Genomic DNA, 24,899 nt, shown 5'->3' with positions numbered 1-24,899 from the left:
CGGCTCAGCGGAAATCCTGGTGGCAGGCGCGGCAGTCCGCCTGCAGTGTTTCCACCAGCTGGGCGAGGGCCCTGCAGTCGCCGGGGGGTGAGGCCAGCGCCGTGTTGAGGTTGCCGCGCAGCTGGCTGGCGTGCTGCTGGAACTGCGCACTGTCCTTCAGCCCGGGAAACGCCTGGTCCAGGTCATTGGACAGCAGGCGCAGCACCTGCAGCCGCGGCACGCTGTCAGCCAGGCTGCAGCGGTTCTGCAGCTGGGCCTGCTGCAGCAGCTGTGACTGCCGCTGCATCACCTGCATCAGGCTGCCCGGGAACGGATCGCGACGCGCCTGCAGGGCGCGGCCGACCATTACCGTGGCGATCAGGCCGATCAGCAGGCCCAGGCAGAGCACGAACAGGTAGCGATGGGCGCTGGACAGGCGGCGGGGCGGGCTGGCATTCATGCGGGCACTCCGGGCGTGCAACGGTGGGTTCGACGCCGGCGTACTGCGGGCGCCAGCACCTGCACGTTAAAATAGCCCGATGAACGAACAGGTCAAACAACGCTTCGCCGGCATCGAACGGCTGTACGGCGTGGGTGCACTCGAGCGCCTGCAGGGCAGCCGCGTGGCGGTGGTCGGCATGGGCGGCGTCGGCTCGTGGGTGGTGGAGGCGCTGGCCCGTTCGGCCGTCGGCCACTTGGCCCTGATCGATGCCGACGATATCTGCGTGTCCAACACCAACCGGCAGCTGCCGGCGATGGAAGGCAACTACGGCCGCAACAAGGCCGAGGCGATGGCCGAGCGTTGCCGTGCGATCAATCCGGACATCGGGGTCGACGCGGTGCAGGCATTCCTGACCGTGTCCAACATGGCCGAGCTGCTGGACCGGGGGTTCGATCTGGTGATCGATGCCTGCGACAGCTTCCGGGTCAAGGTCGAGACGATCGCATGGTGCCGCCGCCGCAAGCTGCCGTTGCTGACCGTCGGTGCCGCCGGTGGCCGTACCGATCCGACCCTGGTGCGCATCCGCGATGTCTCTCGCACCGAGCACGACGCCATGCTGGCGCTGATCCGCAAGAAGCTGCGCAGCGAATTCAACTTCCCGAAGAACGCCAAGCGCTATTTCGGCGTACCGGCGGTGTATTCGCTGGAGAATGTGAAGTACCCGCAGGCCGATGGCAGCGTCTGCGGCATCCGTCCGAACCTGGGCGCCGATGCGGCGTTGAAGCTGGACTGTGGTGCCGGCCTGGGCGCGGCAACCCACATCACCGGCGCGTTCGCCTTCGCGGCGGTTGGCAAGGCGCTGGAGATGCTGCTGGAGCCGAAGAAGGTGAAGGTGGATGCGGTAGAGGCCAGCGCGGTGTGATGGATCGTGCCGGCCAGCGGCCGGCACCTACCCGTTACATTGCCGGCAGCGCGAACAATCGCCGCGCATTCTCCGTCGTGGCCTGGGCCACGGCTTCCAGCTCCATCCCGCGCAGTGCGGCCACGTGCCGGGCAATGGTCGCCAGCCGCGCTGGCTCGTTGCGCTGGCCGCGGATGCCGGCGTCGGGCTGGTCGGGCGCGTCGGTTTCCAGCAGCAACTGTTCCAGCGGCATCTCGCGCACCAGCCGCTGCAGCCGTTGCGCGCGATCGTAGGTCAGTGGGCCACCGAGGCCGAGCAGGAAGCCCTGCCTGTGCAGTTGCGCGGCCTGTTCCGGGCTGCCGGAAAAGCTGTGCACCACGCCGCGCAGGCCGCCGACGCGGCGGATGGCGGCGATCACCGCATCCACCGCGCGTCGCGCGTGCACGATCACCGGCAACTCGAATTCGCGGGCCAGTTCCAGCTGGCCGATGAAATACGCCTGCTGGGCGTCGGCGTCCAGCCCTTCGACAAAGAAGTCCAGGCCGCATTCGCCGATCGCACAGGGGCGTTCGCGCTCGATCCACTCGCGCAGCAGTGGCAGGTGCCCGGGCTGGTGATCGGCCAGGAACATCGGATGCAGGCCGTAGGCCGGGTACAGCCCCGGCGCCTGCTGGCAGACCTCACGCAGCTTCGGCCAGCTGGCCGCGGTCACCGCCGGTACCACCTGCTGGCGCACCCCCGCGGCCTGCGCACGCTCGATCACCGCAGCGCGGTCACGGTCGAACCCGCTGGCATCCAGATGGCAGTGGCTGTCAACCAGGATGCTCAACGCTGTTCCAGCGGCGGAGGTGTTGCGGCGTTGCGGTTCTTCCAGTTGGCCAGCAGCAGCGTGCCGAAGCCCAGCACCAGCTCATCGACGAACGGGATCGGGTCCGGGATGAACAAGGTCAGCACGAACAGGCCGGCGGTGAGCTTGAACAGGGTGGGGTAGCGCAGCCGGCGGGCCCATTGCAGTACCGGCAGCAGCATCGGGTTGGCCATGGCGGGAAGCCTCGTGGGGAATATGCAAACGCTACCACGGGCCCAGCATTTCCCGATGCTGAATGGGTTATCGGAATGAGCAGGAAATGTGGAGATTCCGTTCAGGCAGCGCATGCTGCAATCTGCCCCGAGAACGTTGCGGATGGTCCGCAAGGAGCAGGTCATGAAAAGCACAACTACAACTGTCCTGGTCGCAGCGGGCGCGCTGCTGGTCGGTGGCATCGCCACCGCCGCCTTCATGAAGAGTGGTGACAAGTCGCCCGATTCCATCAGCGCCGGAACCCCCAATGGTGAATCGCGCCTCGTTGAAGGTAACGCTTCTGACGACGGCGCACGTGGTGACAAGCTGGACCCGTCCGCGCCGCGCGGGCTTGAATATGCCGATGTGCTGAAGGTTGACCCGATCACCGAGAAGCAGAAGGCCTACGCCACCGTGATCGGCACCGATCCAGTGCGCGAGACCTCCACCACCCAGACCCCGCACGAGGTCTGCCAGGACGTGACGGTGCAGGAACGCCTGCCGGAACGTGATGGCAACGTCGGCGGCACCGTGGTCGGCGCTGTGGTCGGTGGCCTGCTCGGCAACCAGGTCGGTGGCGGCAACGGCAAGAAGGCCGCGACCGCCGCCGGTGCCGTGGCCGGCGGCTTCATCGGCAACCAGATCGACAAGCGCCATGTGGGTGGCCGTGTGGTCAACCGCACCGAGCGCCAGTGCCACACCGAGACCGCCACCTCCGAGTCGAGCCGCGTCACCGGCTACAACGTGACCTACCGCAATGAGGACGGCACCACCGGCACCATGCGCATGGCCAGCAAGCCGGGCAACCGCATTGCCATGGGTACCAACGACGTGGTGAAGGGTTACAACGTGACCTACCGCTATGACGGCGCGGAGAAGACCGTGCGCATGGACAACAAGCCGGCCAGCGATCGCCTGCCGGTGGTCGATGGCCAGCTGGTCACGCAGACCGCTGCCGCCGGTGCCACTGCCGCAGCCACGCGCCAGTAATCCCGGCGCAGCATGCAGTACCTGACGGGCCGGCTCATGCCGGCCCGTTTCATTGCGACCGGCGATATTCATCCGCGCAGGGAAGCCATCCTCCATCATGGGTGCCCCCTTCGACATGGAGCCGGCATGAGCATCTTCGACCTGCGCATCGAAACCGAGCGGCTGATCCTGCGCCCGCTGCTTCGCGAGGACTACGAGCCGTACCTGGCGTTCTGCGCCGACGAGGCCACGATGCGTACCCTGGGCGGCGTGCAGCCACCCTCGGTGGCCTGGCGCGGTTTCTGCAGCCTGGCCGGCGCCTGGCAGCTGTTCGGCTTCTCGATGTTCAGCGTGATCGAGAAATCCAGCGGCGACTGGATCGGGCGGATGGGACCGTGGCAGCCGCAGGACTGGCCGGGTACCGAGGTCGGTTGGGGCATCCGCCATGCCAGCTGGGGCCGGGGCTATGCGCCGGAGGCGGCGGTCGCGGCGATCGACTGGGCGTTCGATACGCTGGGATGGGCTGAGGTGATCCACACGATCGCCGAGAACAACGACAACTCGCGGGCCGTGGCACGCAAGCTGGGAAGCACCCTGCTGCGCATGGGGGAGTTGCCAGCGCCATACAACGACAAGCCCATGCAGATCTGGGGCCAGTCGCGCGAACAGTGGCGGCAACGCGCGCGCTGAGCGTGGCTTGGTAGTGCCGGCCGCTGGCCGGCAATCGCTTGGATCCAGCTGCATCGAGGATGCCGGCCAGCGGCCGGCACTACCGTGTAGTCATGCTGCACCCGCGCTTGGCATTCACTGGCGTGCTTGCCAGACTGCACGCAGCCGGCCGCCGGCCGGATCCGAGGGAGCAGGCAATGGTTGAAGAGCGCGTCCCGTTGACGGTGCACGGCATGTCGGTGTCAGGCAATTGCCACAAGGTCCGCCTGCTGCTGGAGCAGCTCGGCAGCCGCTACCGCTGGGTGGAAGTGGACAGTGCCCACGGCCAGACCCACACCCCCGAGTTCCTCGCGCTCAATCCCAATGCCAAGGTGCCGTTGATCGTCCGCGACGATGGCCGCGTGCTGACCGAGTCCAATGCGATCCTTTTCTGGCTGGCCGAAGGCACGCCCTACCTGCCCACCGATGGCTGGGAGCGCGCGCAGGCACTGAGCTGGATGTTCTTCGAGCAGTACACGCACGAGCCGTGCGTAGCGGTCGCGCGCTTCATCCGCGGCTGGACCCCGCCTGGGTCGCCGCGCCGCGCCGAACTGCCACGCCTGCACGAGCGCGCCGCCACTGCACTGGCGGTGATGGAGCAGCACCTGCGTGATGCGCAATGGTTCACCGGCAGTGGGTACGGCATCGCCGACATCGCGCTGTTCGCCTACACCGACGTCGCAGGCGAGGGTGGAATCAGCCTGCAGCCGTTCCCGGAAGTTCGCGCCTGGTTGCAGCGCGTGCGCGGGCAGCCGCGCTTCCTGCCGATGCCGGCGGTGACCGCCGAGGTGCGCGCCCGCTTCGAGGCCGCATGACTCTCACCAAGGTGATCCCCCACAGGGTAGCGCCTGGCCAACCCCGGGCGGAATGCAACAACGACACGGAGGGTGTTCGATGTTCGCTGTGGTTCCAGATCCGATTCCCGCACGCATGCGCGTGCTCAACCGCGCCGACGTGTGCGACGCCAATTTCCTCGACGCGGTGCGTGGCTGGCGCGGTACCCCGCGCCCGCGCCCGGCGCCGGATGCGCCGATCCTGCCGGGCAGCACGCTTACCGCCGCCGCGTTTGGCGAGCTGTTCGATTCGCAGCTGGCCAGCCGCCAGCTGGACCTGATGGCGCGCGTGCTGCGCGTGCAGAACAAGGTCTTCTACACCATCGGTTCATCCGGCCACGAAGGCAATGCGCTGCTGGCGCGGGCCTGCCGGCATACGGATCCTGCATTCCTGCACTATCGCTCCGGTGCCTTCATGGCCGAGCGCTCACGCCAGGTGCCGGGGATCGACCCGCTGCGCGATGCCGCGCTGTCCTTTGCTGCCAGCGCCGATGACCCGGCCAGCGGGGGGCGGCACAAGGTGTGGGGCAGCAAATCGTTGTGGGTGCTGCCGCAGACCTCGACCATCGCCTCGCATCTGCCGAAAGCGCTGGGCACCGCGCTGGCCCTCGAAAGCGGCAAGCGGCTGGGCCACGAACTGCCGATTCCGGCCGACAGCATCGTACTGTGCTCGTTCGGCGACGCCTCTGCCAACCATGCCACCGCGCAGACCGCGTTCAACACCGCGATGTGGTCGGCCTACCAGAAGCTGCCGGCACCGGTCCTGTTCGTCTGCGAGGACAATGGCCTGGGCATCTCGGTGAAAACGCCTGAAGGCTGGATCGCCGAACGCTTCAGCGGTCAGCCCGGGCTGGACTATTTCTACGCCGATGGCCTCGACCTGGCCACCGGCCATGCGCAGGTGCAGGCGGCGGTGGAGCACTGCCGGCGTACGCGGCGGCCGACCTTCCTGCATCTGCGCACCACGCGCCTGATGGGGCACGCCGGCACCGACTTCGAGGTGGAATGGCGCGCGTTGCCCGAGCTGTGCGCGGCCGAGGCGCAGGATCCGCTGCTGCGCTCGGCACAGATCGCGATGGAATCGGGCTGGATGGATGCGGCCGCCATCGAGGTGGCCTACGAGACGATGCGCGCGCGCTGCATGGCCGCCGCTGCCGATGCCGAAGGACGGCCGAAGCTGCAGTCGCTGCGGGAAGTGATGGAGCCGCTTGCGCCCTATACGCCGGCTGCGGTGCAGGCCGAAGCACGGCGCGAGGTGCCCGCCGGAACGCGTGAAGCGCTGTATGGCGGTGCGGAGGCGTTGCCCGAACGGCAGGCGCCACGCCACCTCGCGATCCAGATCAACCATGCCCTGCAGGAACTGCTGGCGAAGTATCCGCAGAGCCTGCTGTTCGGTGAGGACGTCGCACAGAAGGGCGGTGTCTACACCGTCACCAAGGATCTGCTGCGCCGCTTCGGCCCACGCCGGGTGTTCAACACCCTGCTGGACGAGACCATGATCCTGGGCATGGCTCAGGGCCTGGCCAACCTGGGCATGCTGCCGATTCCGGAGATCCAGTACCTGGCCTATCTGCACAACGCCATCGACCAGGTGCGCGGCGAAGCGTGTTCGCTGCAGTTCTTCTCCAACGACCAGTACCGCAACCCGATGCTGGTGCGGGTGGCCGGGCTGGGGTACCAGAAGGGCTTCGGTGGCCACTTCCACAACGACAACTCGATCACCGCGTTGCGCGACATCCCGGGGCTGGTGGTGGGCTGCCCGTCGCGTGGCGACGATGCGGTGATGATGCTGCGCACGCTGGCCGCACTGGCGCGGGTGGATGGGCGCGTGGCGGTGTTCCTGGAGCCGATCGCGTTGTACATGAGCAAGGACCTGCACGAAGCCGGCGATGGCCAGTGGCTGTTCGACTTCCCCGCACAGGGCCAGTCGCTGGTGCCGGGGGAGGGCCGGGTCTATGCGCCGGAGGCCGGCGACCTGGTGATCTATACCTATGGCAACGGCGTGCCGATGGCATTGCGCGCATCGCGGGCGATCGAGCAGCAGCTGGGCTGGCAGGTGCGGGTGGTCGACCTGCGCTGGCTGGTACCGCTGGACGCGGGCTTCATCACTGCCCAGGCCGCCAGCGCACGGCGGGTGCTGGTGCTGGATGAAGGCCGCCACAGCGGCGGGGTGGGCGAGGGCGTGGTCACCGCGCTGGTCGAGGCCGGGTTCGGCCATCTGCCGTTGCGCCGGGTCTGTGGTGCCGACACCTACACGCCACTGGCGGGGGCAGCAATGTTCGGGCTTCCAAGCGACAATGCGGTGATTGGCGCCGCCCTCGACCTGGCGCAGGAACCCTGATGCATGTGTGGATTGGCGGGAATGTTGTTGCCGGCGCCGCTGGCGTCGGCCGAGGCGCTGCAGGCGCAGGCCCTGGCCATGGGCCAGGCGCTGCACCACCGCGGGCCCGATGATGGCGGCAGCTGGGTTGATGCCGAGGCGGGCATCGCGCTGGCGCATCGCCGCCTGAGCATCCTCGACCTGTCCCCGCTGGGCCACCAGCCGATGGCCTCGGCCGACGGCCGCTACGTGATGGCCTACAACGGCGAGGTCTACAACTTCGCGGCCCTGCGCGAGGAACTGGAGCCGCTGGGGCATGCCTTCCGCGGCCATTCCGACACCGAAGTACTGCTGGCGGCGATCCTGCAATGGGGCGTGGAAGACACCCTGCAGCGCTGCAACGGCATGTTCGCCATCGCGCTGTGGGACCGCCAGGAGCGTTGCCTGTGGCTGGCCCGCGACCGCGTGGGCAAGAAGCCGCTGTACTACGGCTGGGCCGGCGACACGCTGGTGTTCGGTTCGGAACTGAAGGCGCTCTGGCAGCACCCGGCGTTCGACAACGACATCGACCGCGATGCGCTCACCTTGCTGCTGCGGCTGGATTACATCCCGGCGCCGCACAGCATCCACCAGCGCTGCTACAAGCTGATGCCGGGCCGGGTGTTGCGCCTGGACGCGGCGGCCGTCGCTGCCGGCGCATCCGCGCATCGTCCGGAACAGGCACAGCGGCCGTACTGGGATGCGCGCGCGCGCATGCAGGCGGCGCTGGCCGCACCCTTCCAGGGCCGCATCGAGGACGCCGAGGAACAGCTGGACACGCTGCTGCGCGACGCGGTGGCGCTACGCATGGTGGCCGACGTGCCGGTCGGCGTATTCCTGTCCGGTGGCACCGATTCCTCACTGGTGGCGTCGCTGATGCAGGCCCAGAGCGGGCAGCCGGTGCACAGCTTCAGCATCGGCTTCACCGATTCGGGACATGACGAGGCGCCGCTGGCCCGGGAGCTGGCGGCCCACCTGGGCTGTGACCATACCGAGTTGTACGTCAGCGGCGCCGACGCGCTGGCGGTGGTGCCGCAGTTGCCGGCGATGTTCGATGAGCCTTTTGCCGACGCATCGCAGGTGCCGACCGCGCTGGTCGCCCGGCTGGCGCGGCAGGGCGTGACCGTGGCGCTGTCTGGTGACGGTGGCGATGAGCTGTTCTTCGGCTATACCCGGTATGTACGCGCGCTGCGCAACTGGCAGATGCTCGGCCGCGTGCCGGGGCCGCTGCGGCGCTGGATGGGCGCCCGTGCGCAGCAGCAGGGCGAAGCCTCGCGCACCGGCGGCCTGGCCGCGCTGCTGGCCGAGACCGGTGCGCGTGGCATCGGCGACGTCTACCGCAACCGCATCTCGCGCTGGCGCGACCCGGCCGCGGCGGTGACCGGCGCGCGGGCCGCCGGCAGCTTCTACGACCTGGCCGATCCGCTGCACGGCGCGGGTACGCCGGCCGACGCGATGATGCTGGCCGATTTCGTGACCTACCTGCCGGACGATCTGTTGTGCAAGGTCGACCGCACCTCGATGGCGGTCAGCCTGGAGGCGCGCGCACCGCTGCTGGACTGGCGGGTGGCCGAGTTCGCCTGGTCGCTGCCGCTGGGCTTCAAGCGCAGCGAGACCACCAGCAAGGTGCTGCTCAAGCGCGTGCTGGGCCGTTACGTGCCGCATTCGATGGTGCACCGTCCCAAGCGCGGTTTCGGCGCGCCGGTCAGTGACTGGCTGAAAGGCGACCTGCGGCCCTGGGCCGAGGACCTGCTGCAGCCGGCGCGGCTGGAGCGTGAGGGCGTGCTGTCGGCGGCGGCGGTGCAGCCGCTGTGGCAGCAGTTCCTGGGAGGGCAGCGCAAGTGGCATACCCATCTGTGGAACGTGCTGATGTTCCAGGCCTGGCAGGCGCATTGGCGGCAGGTGCGCGCAGGCATTGTGGGCGGCTGATCTTCACCGGCCTGCACGGGCCCGGCGACTAGGCTGGGCCTCCCGCACCATGAGGAGTATGTCCCGATGTCCGTCCCCACCATCGCCGTGTTCGTCGGCAGCCTGCGCAAGGACTCGTGCAACCGCAAGCTGGCCCATGCGCTGGAGAAGATCGCCGGTGATCGCGCACGCTTCCAGTACGTGCAGATCGGCGACCTGCCGTTGTATGACCAGGACTTCGACGCGCAGTACCCGGCGCAGGGTACCCGGCTGAAGGACCAGGTGCGCGCCGCCGACGCGGTGCTGTTCGTCACCCCCGAATACAACCGGTCGGTGCCGGGCGTGCTCAAGAACGCCATCGATATCGGCTCGCGTCCCTACGGTGACAGTGCGTTTGCCGGCAAGCCGGCGGCGGTGATCGGCGCCTCCATCGGCCAGATCGGTACCGCCGTGGCCCAGCAGCACCTGCGCAACACCCTGGCCTTCCTGGATATGCATGTGCTTGGGCAGCCCGAGGCGTTCATCCACTTCAAGGAGGGCCTGATCGATGCCGACGGCACGATCCACAACGAGGGCACGCAGAAGTTCCTGCAGGGCTACGTGGACCGGTTCCTGGCGCTGATCGCGGTGCACGTCAAGGGCGATTGACGCCTGCGGGGTCGGAGTTCCCTGCGTCGCAGAGGGATCCGACCCCAACCACGCCCCGGGGTCGGATCCTGACGCGCAGCGACGGGCTCCGACCCGTGGCGCCTGATTTGCGATAATGCTCCGCTCGGGTGCCGCAATGGCGCCTGTCGCAGGCAGTGCGACGCCCCCACGCCAGTCTGGCCAGGCGCCGGCGGATATCCCCCGTTTCTCCACGGCTTATCCACAGGCTTGTCCATGGTCGCCGGGGTCGGCGCATGCCTACACTCGTCTGGCCCACTTTTGCAGGAAACACCGCAGCATGTCCGCTCGTCCCGGCTTCCGTTCCAACCGCAGAGAGCGCGGTGATGGCTTCGATCGCGATCGCGACGAGTCGCGCATCGACCAGTTGCGGGTACCGCCGCATTCGGTGGAAGCCGAGCAGGCGGTGCTGGGGGGGCTGATGCTGGCGCCCGAAGCGTATGACCGGGTCAATGACCAGCTCACCGAAGGCGACTTCTACCGTCGCGACCACCAGATGATCTATCGGGCGATCCGCGAGCTCTCCGAGCGCGAGCGTCCGTTCGATGCGGTGACCCTGGGCGAGTGGTTCGAGTCGCAGGGCAAGATGGAACTGGTGGGCGACGGTGCCTACCTGATCGAACTGGCCAGTACCACGCCGTCGGCTGCCAACATCGTGGCCTACGCCGAGATCGTGCGTGACAAGGCAGTGTTGCGCCAGCTGATCCAAGTGGGCACCGACATCGTCAACGACGGTTTCCAGCCCGAAGGCCGCGACAGCAGCGAGCTGCTGGCCTCGGCGGAAAAGAGCGTGTTCGCCATTGCCGAACAGGGCGCACGTGGTCGCACCGATTTCGTGGCCATGCCCGGTGCGCTGAAGGATGCATTCGAGGAGCTGCGCAACCGCTTCGAGAACGGCGGCAACATCACCGGCCTGCCGACCGGGTACACCGATTTCGATGCGATGACCGCCGGCCTGCAGCCGACCGATCTGATCATCCTCGCCGCGCGCCCGGCCATGGGCAAGACCACCTTCGCGCTGAACATCGCCGAGTACGCGGCGATCAAGTCGAAGAAGGGCGTGGCGGTGTTCTCGATGGAAATGTCGGCATCGCAGCTGGCGATGCGCCTGATTTCCTCCAATGGCCGCATCAACGCGCAGCGCCTGCGTACCGGCCAGCTGGAAGACGAGGACTGGAGCCGCGTCACCAGCGCGATCAAGATGCTGAAGGAAACCAAGATCTTCATCGACGATACGCCGGGCGTGTCGCCGGAAGTGCTGCGCTCCAAGTGCCGCCGCCTCAAGCGCGAGCATGATCTCGGCCTGATCGTGATCGACTACCTGCAGCTGATGAGCGTGCCCGGCAACAGCGAAAACCGCGCGACCGAAATCTCGGAGATCTCGCGTTCGTTGAAGGGCCTGGCCAAGGAATTGAATGTGCCGGTGATCGCGCTGTCACAGCTCAACCGCTCGCTGGAAACGCGTACCGACAAGCGCCCGGTGATGGCCGACCTTCGCGAGTCGGGCGCAATCGAGCAGGACGCGGACATGATCGTGTTCATCTACCGCGACGACTACTACAACAAGGAAAACTCGCCGGACAAGGGCCTGGCCGAGATCATCATCGGCAAGCACCGTGGTGGCCCGACCGGCTCGTGCAAGCTGAAGTTCTTCGGCGAGTACACCCGCTTCGACAACCTGGCCCACGATTCGGTCGGCTCGTTCGAGTAACGGCCATGCCGGCCGCTGGCCGGCAATCGCCTTCCGGGCGGTACACCATTCGGAACGCAAGAATTCCGCATGTGGCGTGTAAATGACATGTAACGCGCCGCTTCTACGATTCCGCCGCTGCTGCTCTTCGACGCCGCCCTTCGGCGTCCAGCGTGCCCAAGGAATCCACCTCCATGTCGTCCCACGCTTCGCATCGCCGCAATCTGCTGGCCCTGCTGGTCTGTGCTTCGCTGCCGTCGCTCGCTGCCGCTGAACCCGCCCCCGCCTCCGACGCACCGTCGGCGACCACCCTCGATTCGATCTCGGTGATCGGCCGCGGCGAAGCCCGCCAGGTGCAGCGCGTGACCGCCGAGGACATGAAGATCCTGCCGCCCGGTGCGAACCCACTGAAGCTGCTGGCCAGCAAGCCGGGCGTTCACTTCGAGTCGGCCGATGCCACCGGCGCGTACGAATGGTCCACCACCATCAGCCTGCGTGGCTTCAACCAGAGCCGCCTGGGCTACACGCTCGATGGCATCCCGCTGGGCAACATGGCCTATGGCAACAGCAACGGCCTACATATCAGCCGTGCCGTGATCAGCGAGAACCTGGGCGGAGCCGAAGTGTCCACCGGCATCGGCGCGCTGGGTACGCCGTCCACCAGCAACCTCGGCGGCGTGTTCCAGTTCTATTCGATCGATCCGTCCACCGAGTACGGCGTGGTGCTGGCGCAGGGCTTCGGCAGCGACAGTGCGCGGCGCAGCTATGCGCGCCTGGAGACCGGTGAGCACCAGGGCTTTGCGGCCTACCTGTCCGGCGTGTACTCCGAAGGCGACAAGTGGAAGGGCAAGGGCTCGCAGGAGCTGAAACAGTTCAACGGCAAGGCCACCTACAATTTCGGAACGGACAGCAGGATCACCGCGCTGTTCAACGCCTCGCGCCGCGTCGAGGCGGACTACCAGGACCTGTCGCTGGAGATGATCGATCGCCTTGGCTGGGACTGGGACAACTACGCGCCGGACTGGGATCGTGCCGTCGCCGCCGCGCGCGGCAGGTTCACGGGCGGCGTCAACAGCCCCTGGGATGCGTACTACTCCGGCCACGGCCTGCGCAACGATGACCTGTCCAGCATCGCCGGCGATTTCGGCCTGAACGAGTCGATGCGGCTGAAGGTCAATGTGTACAACCACAGCAACCGCGGCCAGGGCCACTGGTTCAGCCCGTCCAATCCATCCAACCCGGGCACCAGTCGCGAGATTCCGATCTCGATCCGCACCACCGAGTACGCGATCGACCGTACCGGCGTGACCTCGGCGTTCACCTGGAACGTCGGTGGCCACGACCTGGAAGCCGGTCTCTGGTACGAGGACAACGGCCACAGCGTGCAGCGCAACTTCTACTACATCGACGGCCCGGTCACCGATGACTTCTTCCTGCGCAACCCGGACCAGCGCGTGTGGCACCAGCGCTACACCACCATTACCCGCCAGTTCTACGTGCAGGACCGCTTCCGCCTGTTCGATGACCGGCTGACCATCGACATCGGTGCGAAGTCGCCGCACACCCGCACCCGCGTGCGCACGCCACTGGGCAGCTATGCCAACAACAGCAGCCTGACTTCGAAGAAGGGCCTGCTGCCTCAGGCGGGTTTCAACTTCAAGCTCAACGAAGGCAACGAGATCTTCGGTTCGTTCGCCAGGAACATCGCCGCCTACGCGTTGGGCGTGGGCAGCCCGTTCAACGTGCCGCAGGCGGCGTTCGATGCCAGCGCGCAGGACTTGAAGCCGGAACAGTCACGCACCCTGGAACTGGGCTGGCGCGGCTACGGGAAGGGCTATGAAGCCTCGGTTGCGGTGTACGACGTCAAGTTCGACAACCGCCTGCTGGCGATCGCCCAGTGCGTGGGCATCCTCGGCTGCCCGGCGCTGTTCTCCAACGTCGGTTCGGTGACCAGCCGCGGCGCCGAGGCGACACTGCAGCTGAAGCCGATGCAGGACCTGGCCTGGTCCAACGCGCTGTCCTGGAATGACAGCACCTACGACAACGACTACGTGAACAATGGCGTGGTGCCGACCCGCGGCAAGAAGACCGTCGACACCCCCGAATGGATGTTCGCCAGCACCCTGGCCTGGACCCCGGGCCCCTGGGACATGCGCCTGTCGGCCAACCACGTCGGCAAGCGCTACGTGACCTATACCAACGACGAGTCGGTGCCGAGCTACTGGCTGGTCAATGCCTCCGTGGCCTATGACTTCGGCGCGCTGGGCCCGGCGCAGAACCTGACCATGGCGCTGAACCTGACCAACCTGACCGACAAGCGCTACCTGTCTTCGATCAACACCAACGGCACCTACGCCGCCGACCCGACCCGCAGCCTGGCGACCATGCAGGTCGGCGCGCCGCGCCAGGTGATGGCCACCGCCACCGTGCGCTTCTGATGCGCGGGCCTGTGGATCCGGAACGCCGTCGTCGCCTGCTGCGCATGGCGTGGCAGGGCACGGGGGCGGCGATCGCGCTGGCGGCGATGCCGGGGCTGGCCACGGCCGGCCCACGGCCACGGCTGGGGCGTGATCCGTTCACCCTTGGTGTCGCCGCCGGTGATCCGGATCCACAGGGGGCCGTGTTGTGGACGCGGCTGGCGCCGGACCCGCTCAACGGCGGCGGCATGCCGTCGCGGGCGGTGCCGGTGCGCTGGTTCGTGGCCGAAGACGCCGGCATGCGCCGGCTGGTACAGCGGGGTACTGCAGCCGCGGTGCCGGAGCTGGCCCATTCGGTGCACGTGGAGGTCAATGGCCTGCGCCCGGGCCGCGACTACTACTACCGCTTCGCCTGCGATGGCGATGAGGAAAGCGCGGTCGGCCACTTCCGCACCGCGTCGCTACCGGACACGCAGCTGCAGCAGCTGCGGCTGGCCCTGTGCACCTGCCAGGCCTGGAACAGTGGCTACTATCCGGTGCTGCGCGATATCGCACGGAGCGATGTCGACCTCGTGCTGCATGCCGGCGACTACCTGTATGAATACAGCCCGCTGCAGAACGTGCGTGGCAGCACGCTGGACGCGGCGCGTTTCAGTGGCGAGACGGTGAGCCTGGAGCGCTACCGTGACCAGTACGCGCTGTACAAGCTCGACCCGGATCTGCAGGCGGCCCATGCCGCACACGCCTTCGCGGTGATCTGGGACGATCACGAGGTGCAGAACGACTACTCGGGCATCCATCCGGAGAAGCCCGGCGTGTCGATCGAGGACTTCATCGTTCGCCGCGCGGCGGCCTACCGCGCGTTCTACGAACACCTGCCGATGCGCAGCACGCCTGCGGGCAATGGCGGCCTGCGCGTGCACCGGCGCCTGCGTTACGGCGATCTGGCACAGCTCACCCTGCTCGACTGCCGCCAGTTCCGCCCGGCCAATCCCTGCGGTGTGGGCGAGTCACCGCGCTGCGAAGCGGCGCTGGATCCGCGCATGAGCATGCTCGGCACGGGGCAGGAAGCGTGGTTCACGCAGTCGATGGCCGCCGCGCAGGGCACGCGCTGGAACGTGGTGGTGCAGCAGCTGCTTATGTCGCAGCTGCGGCTGGACGGCGGCACGCCACGCGAGCGCTTCTGGAACGACGCCTGGGATGGCTATCCCGCCGCACGCAGGCGTCTGCTGCAGGCGATGCAGGCAGGCGGGCAGGGCAACGCCATCGTGCTGGGCGGCGACTGGCATTCCACCTTCGTCAACGACCTGAAGCTGGATTTCGACGCGGCCAGCGCGCCGGTCGTGGCCACCGAATTCATCGCCCCGGCGATCAGCAGTGGCGGCGACGACACGCCGTACGGGCCGTACTACGGGCCATCGATTCCGCAGCACCCGCATATCCGCTATTTCGACGGCGACCGCCGCGGCTGGTGGGAGCTGCAGCTGAACCGGCAGACCGTGGACGCCGAGCTCCGCTTCGCCGACAGCGTGCTGCGCCCGGATGCCGCAGTGCGTACCGCGGCGCGATTCCAGGTGGCCCATGGCCGCCCGGGCGCGGTGCAGCTCCTGTAGAGCCGAGCCTACGCTCGGCTGTCGCGCGCAGCGCGGGTTTTCTGTGATCGCAACGAAGAGCAGCCGAGCGTGGGCTCGGCTCTACAACGACGGCCCTGCACCGGATTTCATCGCCCCCAGACCGGTTTCGTCGCAAACCGTTTGCCGGCGGCGAGGGCGGGGCGCCAAGGTGTCCGCAGGCGGCAGGGTGCCGCCCCAAGGAGACCGTGATGAAGACCCTGTTCGCGCTCGGTGTGTGGTGCCTGCTGTTCGTGCTGTGCTGGCCGCTGGCGATCCTCGCCCTGATCGCGTGGCCGTTCGTGTGGCTGCTGAGCCTGCCGTTCCGCCTGGTCGGCATCACCTTCTCGGCGTTGTTCGCCTTCCTGCGCGCGCTGTTCATGCTGCCGGCGCGGTTGCTTGGCGGCCGGGCGGTTCCCGCATGAGGAGGGTGCTGCTGGCCGGTCTGGTCCTGTTGCCAGGCCCGGTGCTGGCCGCACCCCCGGTACCCCCGTCGGCGTGGCTGGAGCGCGAGCAGAGCGCTGCGGCTGACGAAGCCAATGCAGCGGCGGTCCCTGCGCCGAAAGCCGAGGCGCGCTGCCGGGTGGTCAAGCAATGGAAGGCCGGCGATACGGTGGTACAGCACAGGGTCTGTGAGGATCCACCGAAGAAGCCGGCTGGAAAGGTGTAGCGTCGGGCCCATGCCCGGCGGCCTTTGCAGGGCAGCCGAGCGTGGGCTCGGCGCTACAGGGAAACGGGCAACAAAAAACCCCGCCGAAGCGGGGTTTTTCGTCTGCAGGTGAGTGCCGACCAACGGTCGGCACCTACCATGATGCCGATCAGTTCGCCTTGTGGATGGCGCGCTTGCTGACCGCCATCGCCGCGTCGTGGACCACTTCCGACAGCGACGGGTGGGCGTGGCAGATGCGGGCCAGGTCATCGGCCGAACCACTGAACTCCATGGTCAGCACGCCTTCGTGCACCAGCTCGGAGACGTTGGCGCCGACCAGGTGCATGCCGAGGATGCGATCGGTTTCGGCATGGGCCAGGATCTTCACGAAGCCTGCCGGCTCGATCATCGCCACGGCACGGCCGTTGGCGGCGAACGGGAAGCTGCCGGCCTTGTACGGAATGCCTTCGGCCTTCAGCTGCGCTTCGGTCTTGCCGACCCAGGCCAGTTCCGGTTCGGTGTAGATGACCCACGGGATGGTGTCGAAGTTGACGTGGCCCGGCAGGCCGGCGATCAGCTCAGCCACCGCGATGCCTTCCTCGAAGCCCTTGTGCGCCAGCATCGGGCCGCGCACGCAGTCGCCGACTGCCCACACACCGTTGACGCCGGTGTGGCAGTGCGCATCGACTTCGATCTGGCCGCGCTCGTTGATCTTGACGCCGGTGCCTTCGGCCAGCAGGCCCTTGGTGGCGGCGCGACGGCCAACGGCCACCAGCAGCTTGTCCACGGTCAGGGTCTTTTCGCCTTCCGCGTCGGTGTAGGTGACGATGACTTCCTTCTTCTTGCCCTTGCCGGTGATCTCGGTCTTGGAGACCTTGGCATTGAGCTTGATGTCCAGGCCCTGCTTCTTGAATTCCTTGGCAGCCGCCTTGGCCACTTCGGCATCGGCAGCCGCCAGGAACTCCGGCATGGCTTCCAGGATGGTGACTTCAGCGCCCAGGCGCTTCCACACGCTGCCCAGTTCCAGGCCGATCACGCCGGCGCCGATCACCGCCAGGCGGTTCGGCACTTCGGTGAAGTCCAGGCCGCCAACGTTGTCGACGATGGTCTCGCCGTCGAACTTGGCGAACGGCAGTTCGATCGAATCCGAACCGGCCGCGATGATGACGTTGGTGCCCTTCAGCTCGACGATGGAACCGTCATGCTGGGTGACCTTGACCACGTTGCCCGGCTGCAGTTCACCGAAGCCGTAGTAGGCGGCGACCTTGTTGGCCTTGAACAGCATGCCGATGCCGCCGGTGAACTGCTTGACGATCTTGTCCTTGCGGCCAACCATCGCCTCGACGTCGATCTTGGCATCCTTGAAGCTGATGCCGTGGTCGCCAAAGATGTGGCCCATGTTCCAGAACTGGCGCGAGGAATCCAGCAGCGCCTTGGACGGGATGCAGCCCACGCGCAGGCAGGTGCCGCCGAGGGCCGGCTTGCCGTCCTTGCCCAGCGCTGCATCGATGCAGGCGGTCTTCAGGCCCAGCTGGGCCGCGCGGATGGCAGCGTGGTAACCGGCCGGGCCGGCACCGATGACGACGACGTCGAATTGTTCAGCCATTGAATTATTCCTTGATGCATTACCAGAACCCCTCCGCGCAGGCGCGGAGGGGCGGGAGGTGTCTTACAGGCCGAACAGCATGCGGCCCGGGTTTTCCAGCTGGTTCTTGATGTCCACCAGGAACTGCACCGAGTCCTTGCCGTCGATGATGCGGTGGTCGTACGACAGCGCCAGGTACATCATCGGCGCGATCACGACCTGGCCGTTCTGGGCGATCGGACGCTCCTTGATGGCGTGCATGCCCAGGATGGCGCTCTGCGGCGGGTTGATGATCGGGGTCGACAGCAGCGAACCGAAGGTGCCGCCGTTGGTCACGGTGAAGGTGCCGCCCTGCAGCTCTTCCAGGCCCAGCTTGCCGTCACGGGCCTTCTTGGCGTAGTCGGCGATGGTCTTCTCGATGTCGGCGAACGACATGCGCTCGACGTTGCGCAGCACCGGCGTGACCAGGCCCTTCTCGGTCGAGACGGCGATCGAGATGTCCGAGTAGCCGTGATAGATGATGTCGTCGCCGTCGATCGAGGCGTTGACCAGCGGGAAGCGCTGCAGCGCGTTGGCGGCGGCCTTCACGAAGAAGCTCATGAAGCCCAGCTTGATGCCGTGTGCCTTGACGAACTCGTCCTGCAGTTCCTTGCGCGCCGCCGACACCTTGGACAGGTCGACTTCGTTGAAGGTGGTCAGCATCGCGGTGGAGTTCTTCGACTCCATCAGGCGCTCGGCGATGCGCTTGCGGATGCGGGTCATCGGCACGCGCTCTTCCGGGCGTGCGCCACCGGCCTTGCCGGCGCCGCCGTTGCGGGCGAAGTTGACGATGTCTTCCTTGGTGACCGCGCCGCGACGGCCGGTGCCGTCGACATCGGCCGGGTTCACGCCTTCAGTGATGGCGGTGAAGCGGGCGCCCGGCGGCAGCGCATCGGCGGCCGACTTGGCGGCCGGGGCCGGCGCAGCGGCAGCGGCCGGAGCCGGAGCGGCGGCGGCCGGAGCGGCCTCGGCGGTCGGTGCCGGAGCAGCTGCAACGGCGCCTTCCTCGATGATCGCCACGACCTGGCTGGAGGTCACGGTCGAGCCTTCGGCGAACTTGATTTCCTTCAGCACGCCGTCGACCGGCGACGGCACTTCCAGGACGACCTTGTCGGTTTCCAGGTCAAGCAGGTTTTCGTCGCGCTTGACGGCGTCGCCCACCTTCTTGTGCCAGGTGGCGATGGTGCCGTCGGCGACGGATTCGGGCAGTACCGGGGCTTTGACTTCGGTGGCCATTGCGGGAGCTTCCTGGTTTGTCTTCTAAATATGGGGAGGATTATTCAGCGAACGTGTCGTTGAACGGGTTGACCAGTGCGTCGGCGATCAGCTGCTGCTGCTCGCGGACGTGGTCAGCCATGTGACCGGCAGCCGGCGAGGCCGAACGTGCGCGACCGGCGTAGTGCAGGTTCTGGCCATCGGCCAGGCAGAACTGCAGATGGTGGCGGATCTGGTACCACGCGCCCTGGTTCTGCGGTTCTTCCTGCGTCCACACCACGTCGGTGGCCTTGCCGTACTTCTTCAGTTCGGCCGCCAGCAGCGCACGCGGGAACGGATACAGCTGCTCCACGCGGATGATCGCCACGTCGTCCTGGCCACGCTTGATCTGGTCCTCCAGCAGGTCGTAATAGACCTTGCCCGAGCACAGCACCACGCGCTTGACCTTCTTGGCGTCTGCGTTGGCGTCGCCGATCAGGTGCTGGAACTCGCCGTTGGCCAGCTCGTCCAGGGTCGACACGGCCAGCTTGTGGCGCAGCAGCGACTTCGGCGACATCACCACCAGCGGCTTGCGGGTGGTCATGTGCATCTGGCGACGCAGCATGTGGAAGGCCTGGGCCGGGGTCGACGGCACGACCACCAGCATGTTCTCCAGCGCGCACAGCTGCAGGAAGCGCTCCAGGCGCGCCGAGCTGTGTTCCGGGCCTTGCCCTTCATAGCCATGCGGCAGCAGCAGGGTCAGGCCGGAAATGCGGCCCCACTTGGCTTCACCGGCGGCGATGAACTGGTCGATCACCACCTGGGCACCGTTGGCGAAGTCGCCGAACTGGCCTTCCCAGATGCACAGCGTGTTCGGATCGGTGGTGGAGAAGCCGTACTCGTAGGCCATCACCGCTTCTTCGCTCAGCAGCGAATCGATGACGGTGGCCTTCTCCGGCGAATCCACCAGCTGCCGCAGCGGCATGTAGTAGTTGTCGGTCTTCTGGTCGTGCAGGATCGCGTGGCGATGCGTGAACGTACCGCGGCCCACGTCCTGGCCGACCAGGCGCAGTGCATGGCCTTCATCGAGCAGGGTGGCGTAGGCCAGGTTCTCGGCAAAGCCCCAGTCGCCCGGGATCTCGCCGGCGGCCATCTTGCGGCGGTCGTCATAGACCTTGGCCACGCGCGAGTGCAGCTGCACTTCATCGGGAATGGTGTTGATCAGCTTGGCCAGCTCGACCAGCTTGTTCTTCTCGACCTTGGTCGAGACCGGGTCGGACAGCTTGCCTTCCAGCAGCTTCGGCCAATCGACGAACAGCGGGCTGCTCGGCGGGGTCTTCTCGACCTTGGCCAGCTCGGTGGTCACTTCACCGGCGTCCAGCTTCTCGCGGTAGGCATCGACCATCGCCTTGCCGGCGCCGGCGGCGATCACGCCCGCCTTTTCCAGCTGCTCGGCGTACATCTCGCGGGTGGTCGGGTGCTTGCGGATCACCTGGTACATCAGCGGCTGGGTGATCGCCGGTTCGTCGGCCTCGTTGTGGCCCCAGCGGCGGTAGCACATCAGGTCGATGACCACGTCCTTGGCGAACGTCTGGCGGAACTCGAAGGCCAGCTGTGCGGCGAACACCACTGCTTCCGGGTCATCGCCGTTCACGTGCAGCACCGGCGCGGCAATCATCTTCGCCACGTCGGTGGCATAGCGCGTGGAACGCGTATCCAGCGGGTTGGAGGTGGTGAAGCCGACCTGGTTGTTGACCACGATGTGCACGGTGCCGCCGACGGCGAAGCCGCGGGCCTGCGACATCTGGAACAGTTCCATGACCACGCCCTGGCCGGAGAAGGCCGCGTCGCCGTGGATCAGGATCGGCATGACCTGCTTGCGCGCGGTGTCCTTGCGGCGCTCCTGGCGCGAGCGCACGGAACCGGCCACGACCGGGTCGGCGATTTCCAGGTGCGACGGGTTGAACGCCAGCGCCAGGTGCACCGGGCCGCCATCGGTGGCGACGTCGGCGGAGAAGCCCATGTGGTACTTCACGTCACCGGCCGAGGCGTGCTCGTCGTGCTCGAACTTGCCTTCGAACTCGTCGAACAGCTTGCGCGGGTTCTTGCCCAGGGTGTTGACCAGCACGTTCAGGCGGCCACGGTGGGCCATGCCGATCACCACATCCTTGACGCCATCCTTGCCGGCGTTGCGGATGATGGTGTCCATCATCGGGATCAGCGAATCGCCGCCTTCCAGCGAGAACCGCTTCTGGCCGACGTACTTGGTGTGCAGGTAGCGCTCCAGGCCCTCGGCCGCAGTCAGGCGCTCCAGGGTGCGGCGCTGGGTGTCAGCGTCCAGCTGGTAGTTGCCACCGGCGGCTTCCAGCTTCTTGTAGATCCACTGGCGCTGCTCGACCTCGGAGATGTGCATGAACTCCGCACCGATCGAGCCGGTGTAGGTCGCCTTCAGGCGTGCCAGCAGGTCGCGCAGCTTCATGCGCGGCTGGCCGCCGACGCCGCCGGTGCTGAACTCGCTGTTGAGGTCGGCATCGGACAGGCTGTGGAACGGCAGGCCCAGATCCGGGGTATTGACCGGTGCGGCCAGGCCCAGCGGATCGAGGCGGGCGTCCAGGTGGCCGCGCGAACGGTAGGCGGTGATCAGACGACCGACATTGCGCTCGCGCTCGTCGCCTGCACCGTTACCGGTACCGGCCTTCAGCGCATCCTTGGCCGCGTCCGCAATGTGGGAGATGACGGCCGAGTGCGGAATGTCACCTGCTTCGCGGCCCTTGAAGCCGTCGAAGTAGGTTTTCCATTTGGGATCGACACTATCCGGGGAGACCAGGTACTGCTCGTACAGGTCCTCGACATAGGAGGCGTTGCCGCCGGCGAGTTGCGAAGATTGCGCAAACTGCTTCAGTTGATTGTCCACGATGGAGGGTGTTGATTCGCTTTGTGGGGTATGGCTTCAGAAGGACCCGGCAGGAAGATGAATAGCCCTGCGCGGGCGCGTTCAAACAGCCAAATTGTACCCCCAACCGGACACGAAGGGGCACCACCACAGGTATCCCGCGTCCGCCGATGCCGGTTCCAGACAGGTTCGGTCGGCTGTGCCGACTCAGATGCCGAGCGCACGCAGTTCGCTGCAGACGCGCGAACGGTCCCAGACACGCTGCAATTGCTGCTCGAACGGCTGCGAACGTGCTGGCAGCGCGATGCCGGCCTCGCCGTCGAGGCGATGGCCGATCAGACGAAAGTAGAAGTCGCCCGCATCGTTGAGCAGGCAGGCCGAGGCCAGCGCGCGGTCGACCGGATCGCTGACCTCGCGGAACTGGACCACGCTGGGCAGGCGCTGGGCCAGCGCCAGCAGCGGCGACCCGGCAGACGCGATCGCGGCGGCGTCGTGCACGATCACCCGCAGCTGCTTGTCGTGGCGGGCGGTGACGAAGCGGCGCAGGGCGGACTGTACCGGGGGCGCGTCGAGCAGCCCCGGGTCCAGTTGGCGGCTGTGCAGCCACAGCTGGCGACGGGCGCGGTGGATGATGGCCGTGGTGATCGCCACCGCCTCGGCGCGGCTGTCGATGGCGCTGGCCACGCCCAGCCGGCGGCGCATCTGCTGGTGTCCGATGCCGGCTTCCTCGAACACCTCGCCCTCGGGCAGGAAGCCCTGGCGTGCATAGAAATCGCGCGCGGGCAGCTGGGCGTGCAGGTGCAGTTCGGCCAGGCCGAGCCGGCGCCCGGCTTCGACCAGGGCCGCCAGCAGGGCCTCGCCGACCCCGTTGCTGCGATGGGTGGCCAGCACGGCCATGCGGCCGATGCGGCCGTCCGGAGCCAGCCTGCCGGTGCCGACCGGCTGGCCGTCACTGTCCAGCGCCAGCACATGGGCACTGACCGGGTCCAGCGCATCGCGTTCCAGCTCGGCGGCGATGCCCTGTTCCTGCACGAACACGCGTTGGCGCACGTCGTGGATGGCAACGTGGGCGTCGGCGTGGCTGACCTGCTGGACCCGGATCATGACGATGGCTCAGGCCCGGCCGGTGCTGTCGTCTTCGTCGTCGTCCTCGAAGTTGACGATGACCTCGATACCGTCGTCGTGCACGGTCACGGAGTGGACATCGTCGGACACCGCGTCGGCGTCGATCGCCTCGACGCGGTCGCGGCCTTCGACGACCTCGCCGAGCACCACGGCATCCTCGCTGTCTTCCTCGTCTTCGGCCTCGTACACCTCATTCGGGTCGATCAGCTGGAACACACCCCCGACCAGCAGCTGCTGGACCACGGCACGGCCCTTGTCGGACAGGCCGCGATAGGCGGCGGCGTCGAGCTGCTCGGCGCCGGCCAGTCGCTGCGCGTCCTTCACCGGCAGCGCGAAGTCCTGGCCGCTGACATACAGGCTGGCGCCACGCTTGGCCCGGCGCCAGGCCAGGCGGGCCCACGGGTGGCGCTGCAGCAGCATGCCCGAGGCCAGCGCTTCGACCACTTGCTCCGTGGCCGGCGCAGCCTGGTGGGCCATCACTTCGCCGGCGGCGCGGTAGGTGGTGATGAAGCGGCCGAACCAGTCACCCAGCTTGTCCGGGTCGTTCATGCGGATGGCGTTGAGGGCGGCGATCACCCGCGCCATCGCCACCGTGTCGATTTCGTTCGGGTCGGCCGGCACCTTCAGGTCGGCATCCTGGTAGCGGATGTTCTCATCGGCATCGGCGATCAGGGTGTCCAGATAGTCGCTGATCAGCTCGGCAGAAGACGGCGCACGCATGCCGAACGAGAAGGTCAGGCAGGGGTCTTCGGCGACGCCGTGGTGCGGCACGTTCGGCGGCAGGTACAGCATGTCGCCCGGCGCCAGCACCCAGTCGTGGGTGGGCTTGAACACCTTCAGCAGTTTCAGCTCCACGTCCGGGCGGAAGCCCAGCGGCGGCTGCCTGCCCTTGATCGATTCGCTCGCATCGATCTGCCAGCGACGGTGGCCGTGGGCCTGCAGCAGGAACACGTCGTACTGATCGACATGGGCGCCGACCGAGCCGCCGGTGGCGGCGAAGCTGATCATCACGTCATCCATGCGCCAGCGCGGCAGGAAGCTGAAGTGTTGGATCAGGGCGCGCACGTCCGGGTCCCACTTGTCCACGTCCTGCACCAGCAGGGTCCAGTCGTGGTCGGGCAGGGCGGGGAACACGTCTTCCTGGAACGGGCCGGTGCGCACGCGCCAGCCGTCCTGGGCCTTGTCGTGCTCGATCAGGCGCGCCAGCACACCTTCCTCGCAGGCCAGCCCGGCCAGGTCTTCCGGCTGTACCGGGGTCTGGAAATCCGGGAAGGCATTGCGGATCAGCAGCGGGCGCTTCTGCCAGAAGTCGCGCAGGAAGGTGGCCGGCGCCATGCCGAGCGGCTGGCCAGGGCGGGCGGTGACTTCGATCAGGGGGGCGGAGGACTTGCGGGCGGCCATGGGGGAATCCTTGCAGCGGAAAGCGGGAGGGGCGGCGTGGCGAGCCGCCAAGGGTTCCATTGTCCGCCGTTCGTCGGGATTGCGCACGTGCGGTGGTTTGTCGCGGGGTGTCCGGCCAACGGCGGAGCCCCTCGTGGCGGGTGACAGTTTCCTGCGCGGCCCGCCACGGAATGGAAGAAGAAGATCAAAGGCAACAGCGGGTCGCGCGCTGCGCTTGCTCATGCCCTTGTAGAGCCGAGCCCACGCTCGGCTTGCTGTTGCCCACGCCCAAAAGCAGCCGAGCACGGGCTCGGCTCTACAAAAGACCCTCAAACAAAGACGGACGCGGCGAAGCCGCGTCCCTCTTTCAAATTCCGTCCCGACAACCCAATGCTCTTCGATCCGTCACCGGGAATCTGCCAGAGGTGGGGCGGGAGGGGCCAGCGGGACCGTTGGCGCCATGGATGGCGCCATCGAGCCCCCATGGATGGG

Annotated in this window: 20 protein-coding genes; 12 read left to right on the top strand and 8 right to left on the bottom strand. The window is 67.2% G+C overall.

Going from position 1 to position 24,899, the window contains the following annotated elements:
• Positions 1 to 4: 4 nt before the first annotated feature.
• On the bottom strand, positions 5 to 439 hold the full coding sequence (locus VG561_RS09655) for a cytochrome c (RefSeq protein ID WP_014647719.1): 435 nt from the start codon (positions 437 to 439) through the stop codon (positions 5 to 7).
• Positions 440 to 518: 79 nt separating this feature from the next.
• Between VG561_RS09655 and VG561_RS09650 the strand changes: the two genes are divergently transcribed.
• Entirely contained in the window at positions 519 to 1,343 is an 825-nt protein-coding gene (locus VG561_RS09650) for a tRNA threonylcarbamoyladenosine dehydratase (protein ID WP_423179543.1), read from the top strand.
• Positions 1,344 to 1,377: 34 nt separating this feature from the next.
• On the opposite strand, the gene VG561_RS09645 is transcribed toward VG561_RS09650, so the two are convergent.
• A complete protein-coding gene (locus VG561_RS09645) occupies positions 1,378 to 2,151 on the bottom strand; it encodes a TatD family hydrolase (RefSeq protein WP_046431615.1) in 774 nt (257 codons plus the stop codon).
• The gene (locus VG561_RS09640) at positions 2,148 to 2,363 is read right to left on the bottom strand and encodes a DUF6116 family protein (RefSeq protein WP_423179542.1); all 216 of its coding nucleotides are present in this window, start codon (positions 2,361 to 2,363) and stop codon (positions 2,148 to 2,150) included. Before VG561_RS09640 ends, VG561_RS09645 begins: the two co-directional genes overlap by 4 nt.
• 163 nt (positions 2,364 to 2,526) lie before the next feature.
• Between VG561_RS09640 and VG561_RS09635 the strand changes: the two genes are divergently transcribed.
• From VG561_RS09635 to VG561_RS09585, 11 genes are all read left to right on the top strand, one after another.
• Positions 2,527 to 3,372 carry a glycine zipper 2TM domain-containing protein gene (locus VG561_RS09635; RefSeq protein WP_046431690.1) on the top strand — a complete coding sequence of 282 codons (846 nt, stop codon included), beginning with the start codon at positions 2,527 to 2,529 and terminating at the stop codon, positions 3,370 to 3,372.
• Between the two features lie 126 nt (positions 3,373 to 3,498).
• Positions 3,499 to 4,041, top strand: coding sequence for a GNAT family N-acetyltransferase (locus VG561_RS09630; protein WP_032958898.1), 543 nt, complete (start codon positions 3,499 to 3,501; stop codon positions 4,039 to 4,041).
• 176 nt (positions 4,042 to 4,217) lie between these two features.
• Complete coding sequence (locus VG561_RS09625) at positions 4,218 to 4,874, top strand: glutathione S-transferase family protein (RefSeq protein ID WP_111206015.1); 657 nt, start codon at positions 4,218 to 4,220, stop codon at positions 4,872 to 4,874.
• A gap of 79 nt (positions 4,875 to 4,953) precedes the next feature.
• Positions 4,954 to 7,233 (top strand): thiamine pyrophosphate-dependent enzyme, encoded by a 2,280-nt coding sequence (locus VG561_RS09620; protein ID WP_423179541.1) that lies wholly within the window; start codon positions 4,954 to 4,956, stop codon positions 7,231 to 7,233.
• Positions 7,234 to 7,236: 3 nt separating this feature from the next.
• Entirely contained in the window at positions 7,237 to 9,180 is a 1,944-nt protein-coding gene (gene asnB, locus VG561_RS09615; RefSeq protein ID WP_046431608.1) for an asparagine synthase (glutamine-hydrolyzing), read from the top strand.
• 66 nt (positions 9,181 to 9,246) lie between these two features.
• Entirely contained in the window at positions 9,247 to 9,807 is a 561-nt protein-coding gene (locus VG561_RS09610; RefSeq protein WP_014647710.1) for an NADPH-dependent FMN reductase, read from the top strand.
• 298 nt (positions 9,808 to 10,105) lie between these two features.
• Complete coding sequence (locus VG561_RS09605; protein ID WP_014647708.1) at positions 10,106 to 11,536, top strand: replicative DNA helicase; 1,431 nt, start codon at positions 10,106 to 10,108, stop codon at positions 11,534 to 11,536.
• Between the two features lie 173 nt (positions 11,537 to 11,709).
• Positions 11,710 to 13,953, top strand: coding sequence for a TonB-dependent receptor family protein (locus VG561_RS09600; protein WP_423179540.1), 2,244 nt, complete (start codon positions 11,710 to 11,712; stop codon positions 13,951 to 13,953).
• Complete coding sequence (locus VG561_RS09595) at positions 13,953 to 15,545, top strand: alkaline phosphatase D family protein (RefSeq protein ID WP_423179539.1); 1,593 nt, start codon at positions 13,953 to 13,955, stop codon at positions 15,543 to 15,545. The genes VG561_RS09600 and VG561_RS09595 overlap by 1 nt, the downstream gene beginning before the upstream one ends.
• A gap of 209 nt (positions 15,546 to 15,754) precedes the next feature.
• Positions 15,755 to 15,967 (top strand): hypothetical protein, encoded by a 213-nt coding sequence (locus tag VG561_RS09590; RefSeq protein ID WP_014647705.1) that lies wholly within the window; start codon positions 15,755 to 15,757, stop codon positions 15,965 to 15,967.
• Positions 15,964 to 16,212 carry a hypothetical protein gene (locus VG561_RS09585; protein WP_053495588.1) on the top strand — a complete coding sequence of 83 codons (249 nt, stop codon included), beginning with the start codon at positions 15,964 to 15,966 and terminating at the stop codon, positions 16,210 to 16,212. The genes VG561_RS09590 and VG561_RS09585 overlap by 4 nt, the downstream gene beginning before the upstream one ends.
• Positions 16,213 to 16,360: 148 nt before the next feature.
• Here VG561_RS09585 and lpdA read toward each other — a convergent pair whose 3' ends face one another.
• The 5 genes from lpdA to VG561_RS09560 form a co-directional block, all read right to left on the bottom strand.
• Entirely contained in the window at positions 16,361 to 17,797 is a 1,437-nt protein-coding gene (lpdA, locus tag VG561_RS09580; protein ID WP_014647703.1) for a dihydrolipoyl dehydrogenase, read from the bottom strand.
• Positions 17,798 to 17,860: 63 nt separating this feature from the next.
• Positions 17,861 to 19,051 carry a dihydrolipoyllysine-residue succinyltransferase gene (gene sucB, locus VG561_RS09575; RefSeq protein WP_180835898.1) on the bottom strand — a complete coding sequence of 397 codons (1,191 nt, stop codon included), beginning with the start codon at positions 19,049 to 19,051 and terminating at the stop codon, positions 17,861 to 17,863.
• Between the two features lie 40 nt (positions 19,052 to 19,091).
• Positions 19,092 to 21,923: a 2-oxoglutarate dehydrogenase E1 component gene (locus tag VG561_RS09570; RefSeq protein WP_423179538.1), complete on the bottom strand. Its 2,832-nt coding sequence runs from the start codon at positions 21,921 to 21,923 to the stop codon at positions 19,092 to 19,094.
• A 186-nt stretch (positions 21,924 to 22,109) separates the two neighbouring features.
• Positions 22,110 to 23,006: a GNAT family N-acetyltransferase gene (locus VG561_RS09565; protein ID WP_049442447.1), complete on the bottom strand. Its 897-nt coding sequence runs from the start codon at positions 23,004 to 23,006 to the stop codon at positions 22,110 to 22,112.
• 9 nt (positions 23,007 to 23,015) lie between these two features.
• Positions 23,016 to 24,428, bottom strand: a complete 1,413-nt coding sequence (locus VG561_RS09560; protein WP_423179537.1) for a JmjC domain-containing protein — start codon at positions 24,426 to 24,428, stop codon at positions 23,016 to 23,018.
• Positions 24,429 to 24,899: the final 471 nt, after the last annotated feature.

Source organism: Stenotrophomonas sp. CASM110, assembly GCF_049384345.1.
In the GTDB taxonomy this organism is placed as follows: domain Bacteria; phylum Pseudomonadota; class Gammaproteobacteria; order Xanthomonadales; family Xanthomonadaceae; genus Stenotrophomonas; species Stenotrophomonas muris.
Note: the sequence above shows the minus strand (reverse complement) of the source record. Positions and strands in the feature narration are given on the sequence as shown.

Excerpts from the sequence above, each read along its gene's own strand:
- VG561_RS09655 (WP_014647719.1), bottom strand. The coding sequence starts at position 439 with ATGAATGCCAGCCCGCCCCGCCGCCTGTCCAGCGCCCATCGCTACCTG.
- VG561_RS09650 (WP_423179543.1), top strand. The coding sequence starts at position 519 with ATGAACGAACAGGTCAAACAACGCTTCGCCGGCATCGAACGGCTGTAC.
- VG561_RS09640 (WP_423179542.1), bottom strand. The coding sequence starts at position 2,363 with ATGGCCAACCCGATGCTGCTGCCGGTACTGCAATGGGCCCGCCGGCTG.
- VG561_RS09635 (WP_046431690.1), top strand. The coding sequence starts at position 2,527 with ATGAAAAGCACAACTACAACTGTCCTGGTCGCAGCGGGCGCGCTGCTG.
- VG561_RS09630 (WP_032958898.1), top strand. The coding sequence starts at position 3,499 with ATGAGCATCTTCGACCTGCGCATCGAAACCGAGCGGCTGATCCTGCGC.
- VG561_RS09625 (WP_111206015.1), top strand. The coding sequence starts at position 4,218 with ATGGTTGAAGAGCGCGTCCCGTTGACGGTGCACGGCATGTCGGTGTCA.
- VG561_RS09620 (WP_423179541.1), top strand. The coding sequence starts at position 4,954 with ATGTTCGCTGTGGTTCCAGATCCGATTCCCGCACGCATGCGCGTGCTC.
- asnB (WP_046431608.1), top strand. The coding sequence starts at position 7,237 with ATGTGTGGATTGGCGGGAATGTTGTTGCCGGCGCCGCTGGCGTCGGCC.
- VG561_RS09610 (WP_014647710.1), top strand. The coding sequence starts at position 9,247 with ATGTCCGTCCCCACCATCGCCGTGTTCGTCGGCAGCCTGCGCAAGGAC.
- VG561_RS09605 (WP_014647708.1), top strand. The coding sequence starts at position 10,106 with ATGTCCGCTCGTCCCGGCTTCCGTTCCAACCGCAGAGAGCGCGGTGAT.
- VG561_RS09600 (WP_423179540.1), top strand. The coding sequence starts at position 11,710 with ATGTCGTCCCACGCTTCGCATCGCCGCAATCTGCTGGCCCTGCTGGTC.
- VG561_RS09595 (WP_423179539.1), top strand. The coding sequence starts at position 13,953 with ATGCGCGGGCCTGTGGATCCGGAACGCCGTCGTCGCCTGCTGCGCATG.
- VG561_RS09590 (WP_014647705.1), top strand. The coding sequence starts at position 15,755 with ATGAAGACCCTGTTCGCGCTCGGTGTGTGGTGCCTGCTGTTCGTGCTG.
- VG561_RS09585 (WP_053495588.1), top strand. The coding sequence starts at position 15,964 with ATGAGGAGGGTGCTGCTGGCCGGTCTGGTCCTGTTGCCAGGCCCGGTG.
- lpdA (WP_014647703.1), bottom strand. The coding sequence starts at position 17,797 with ATGGCTGAACAATTCGACGTCGTCGTCATCGGTGCCGGCCCGGCCGGT.
- sucB (WP_180835898.1), bottom strand. The coding sequence starts at position 19,051 with ATGGCCACCGAAGTCAAAGCCCCGGTACTGCCCGAATCCGTCGCCGAC.
- VG561_RS09565 (WP_049442447.1), bottom strand. The coding sequence starts at position 23,006 with ATGATCCGGGTCCAGCAGGTCAGCCACGCCGACGCCCACGTTGCCATC.
- VG561_RS09560 (WP_423179537.1), bottom strand. The coding sequence starts at position 24,428 with ATGGCCGCCCGCAAGTCCTCCGCCCCCCTGATCGAAGTCACCGCCCGC.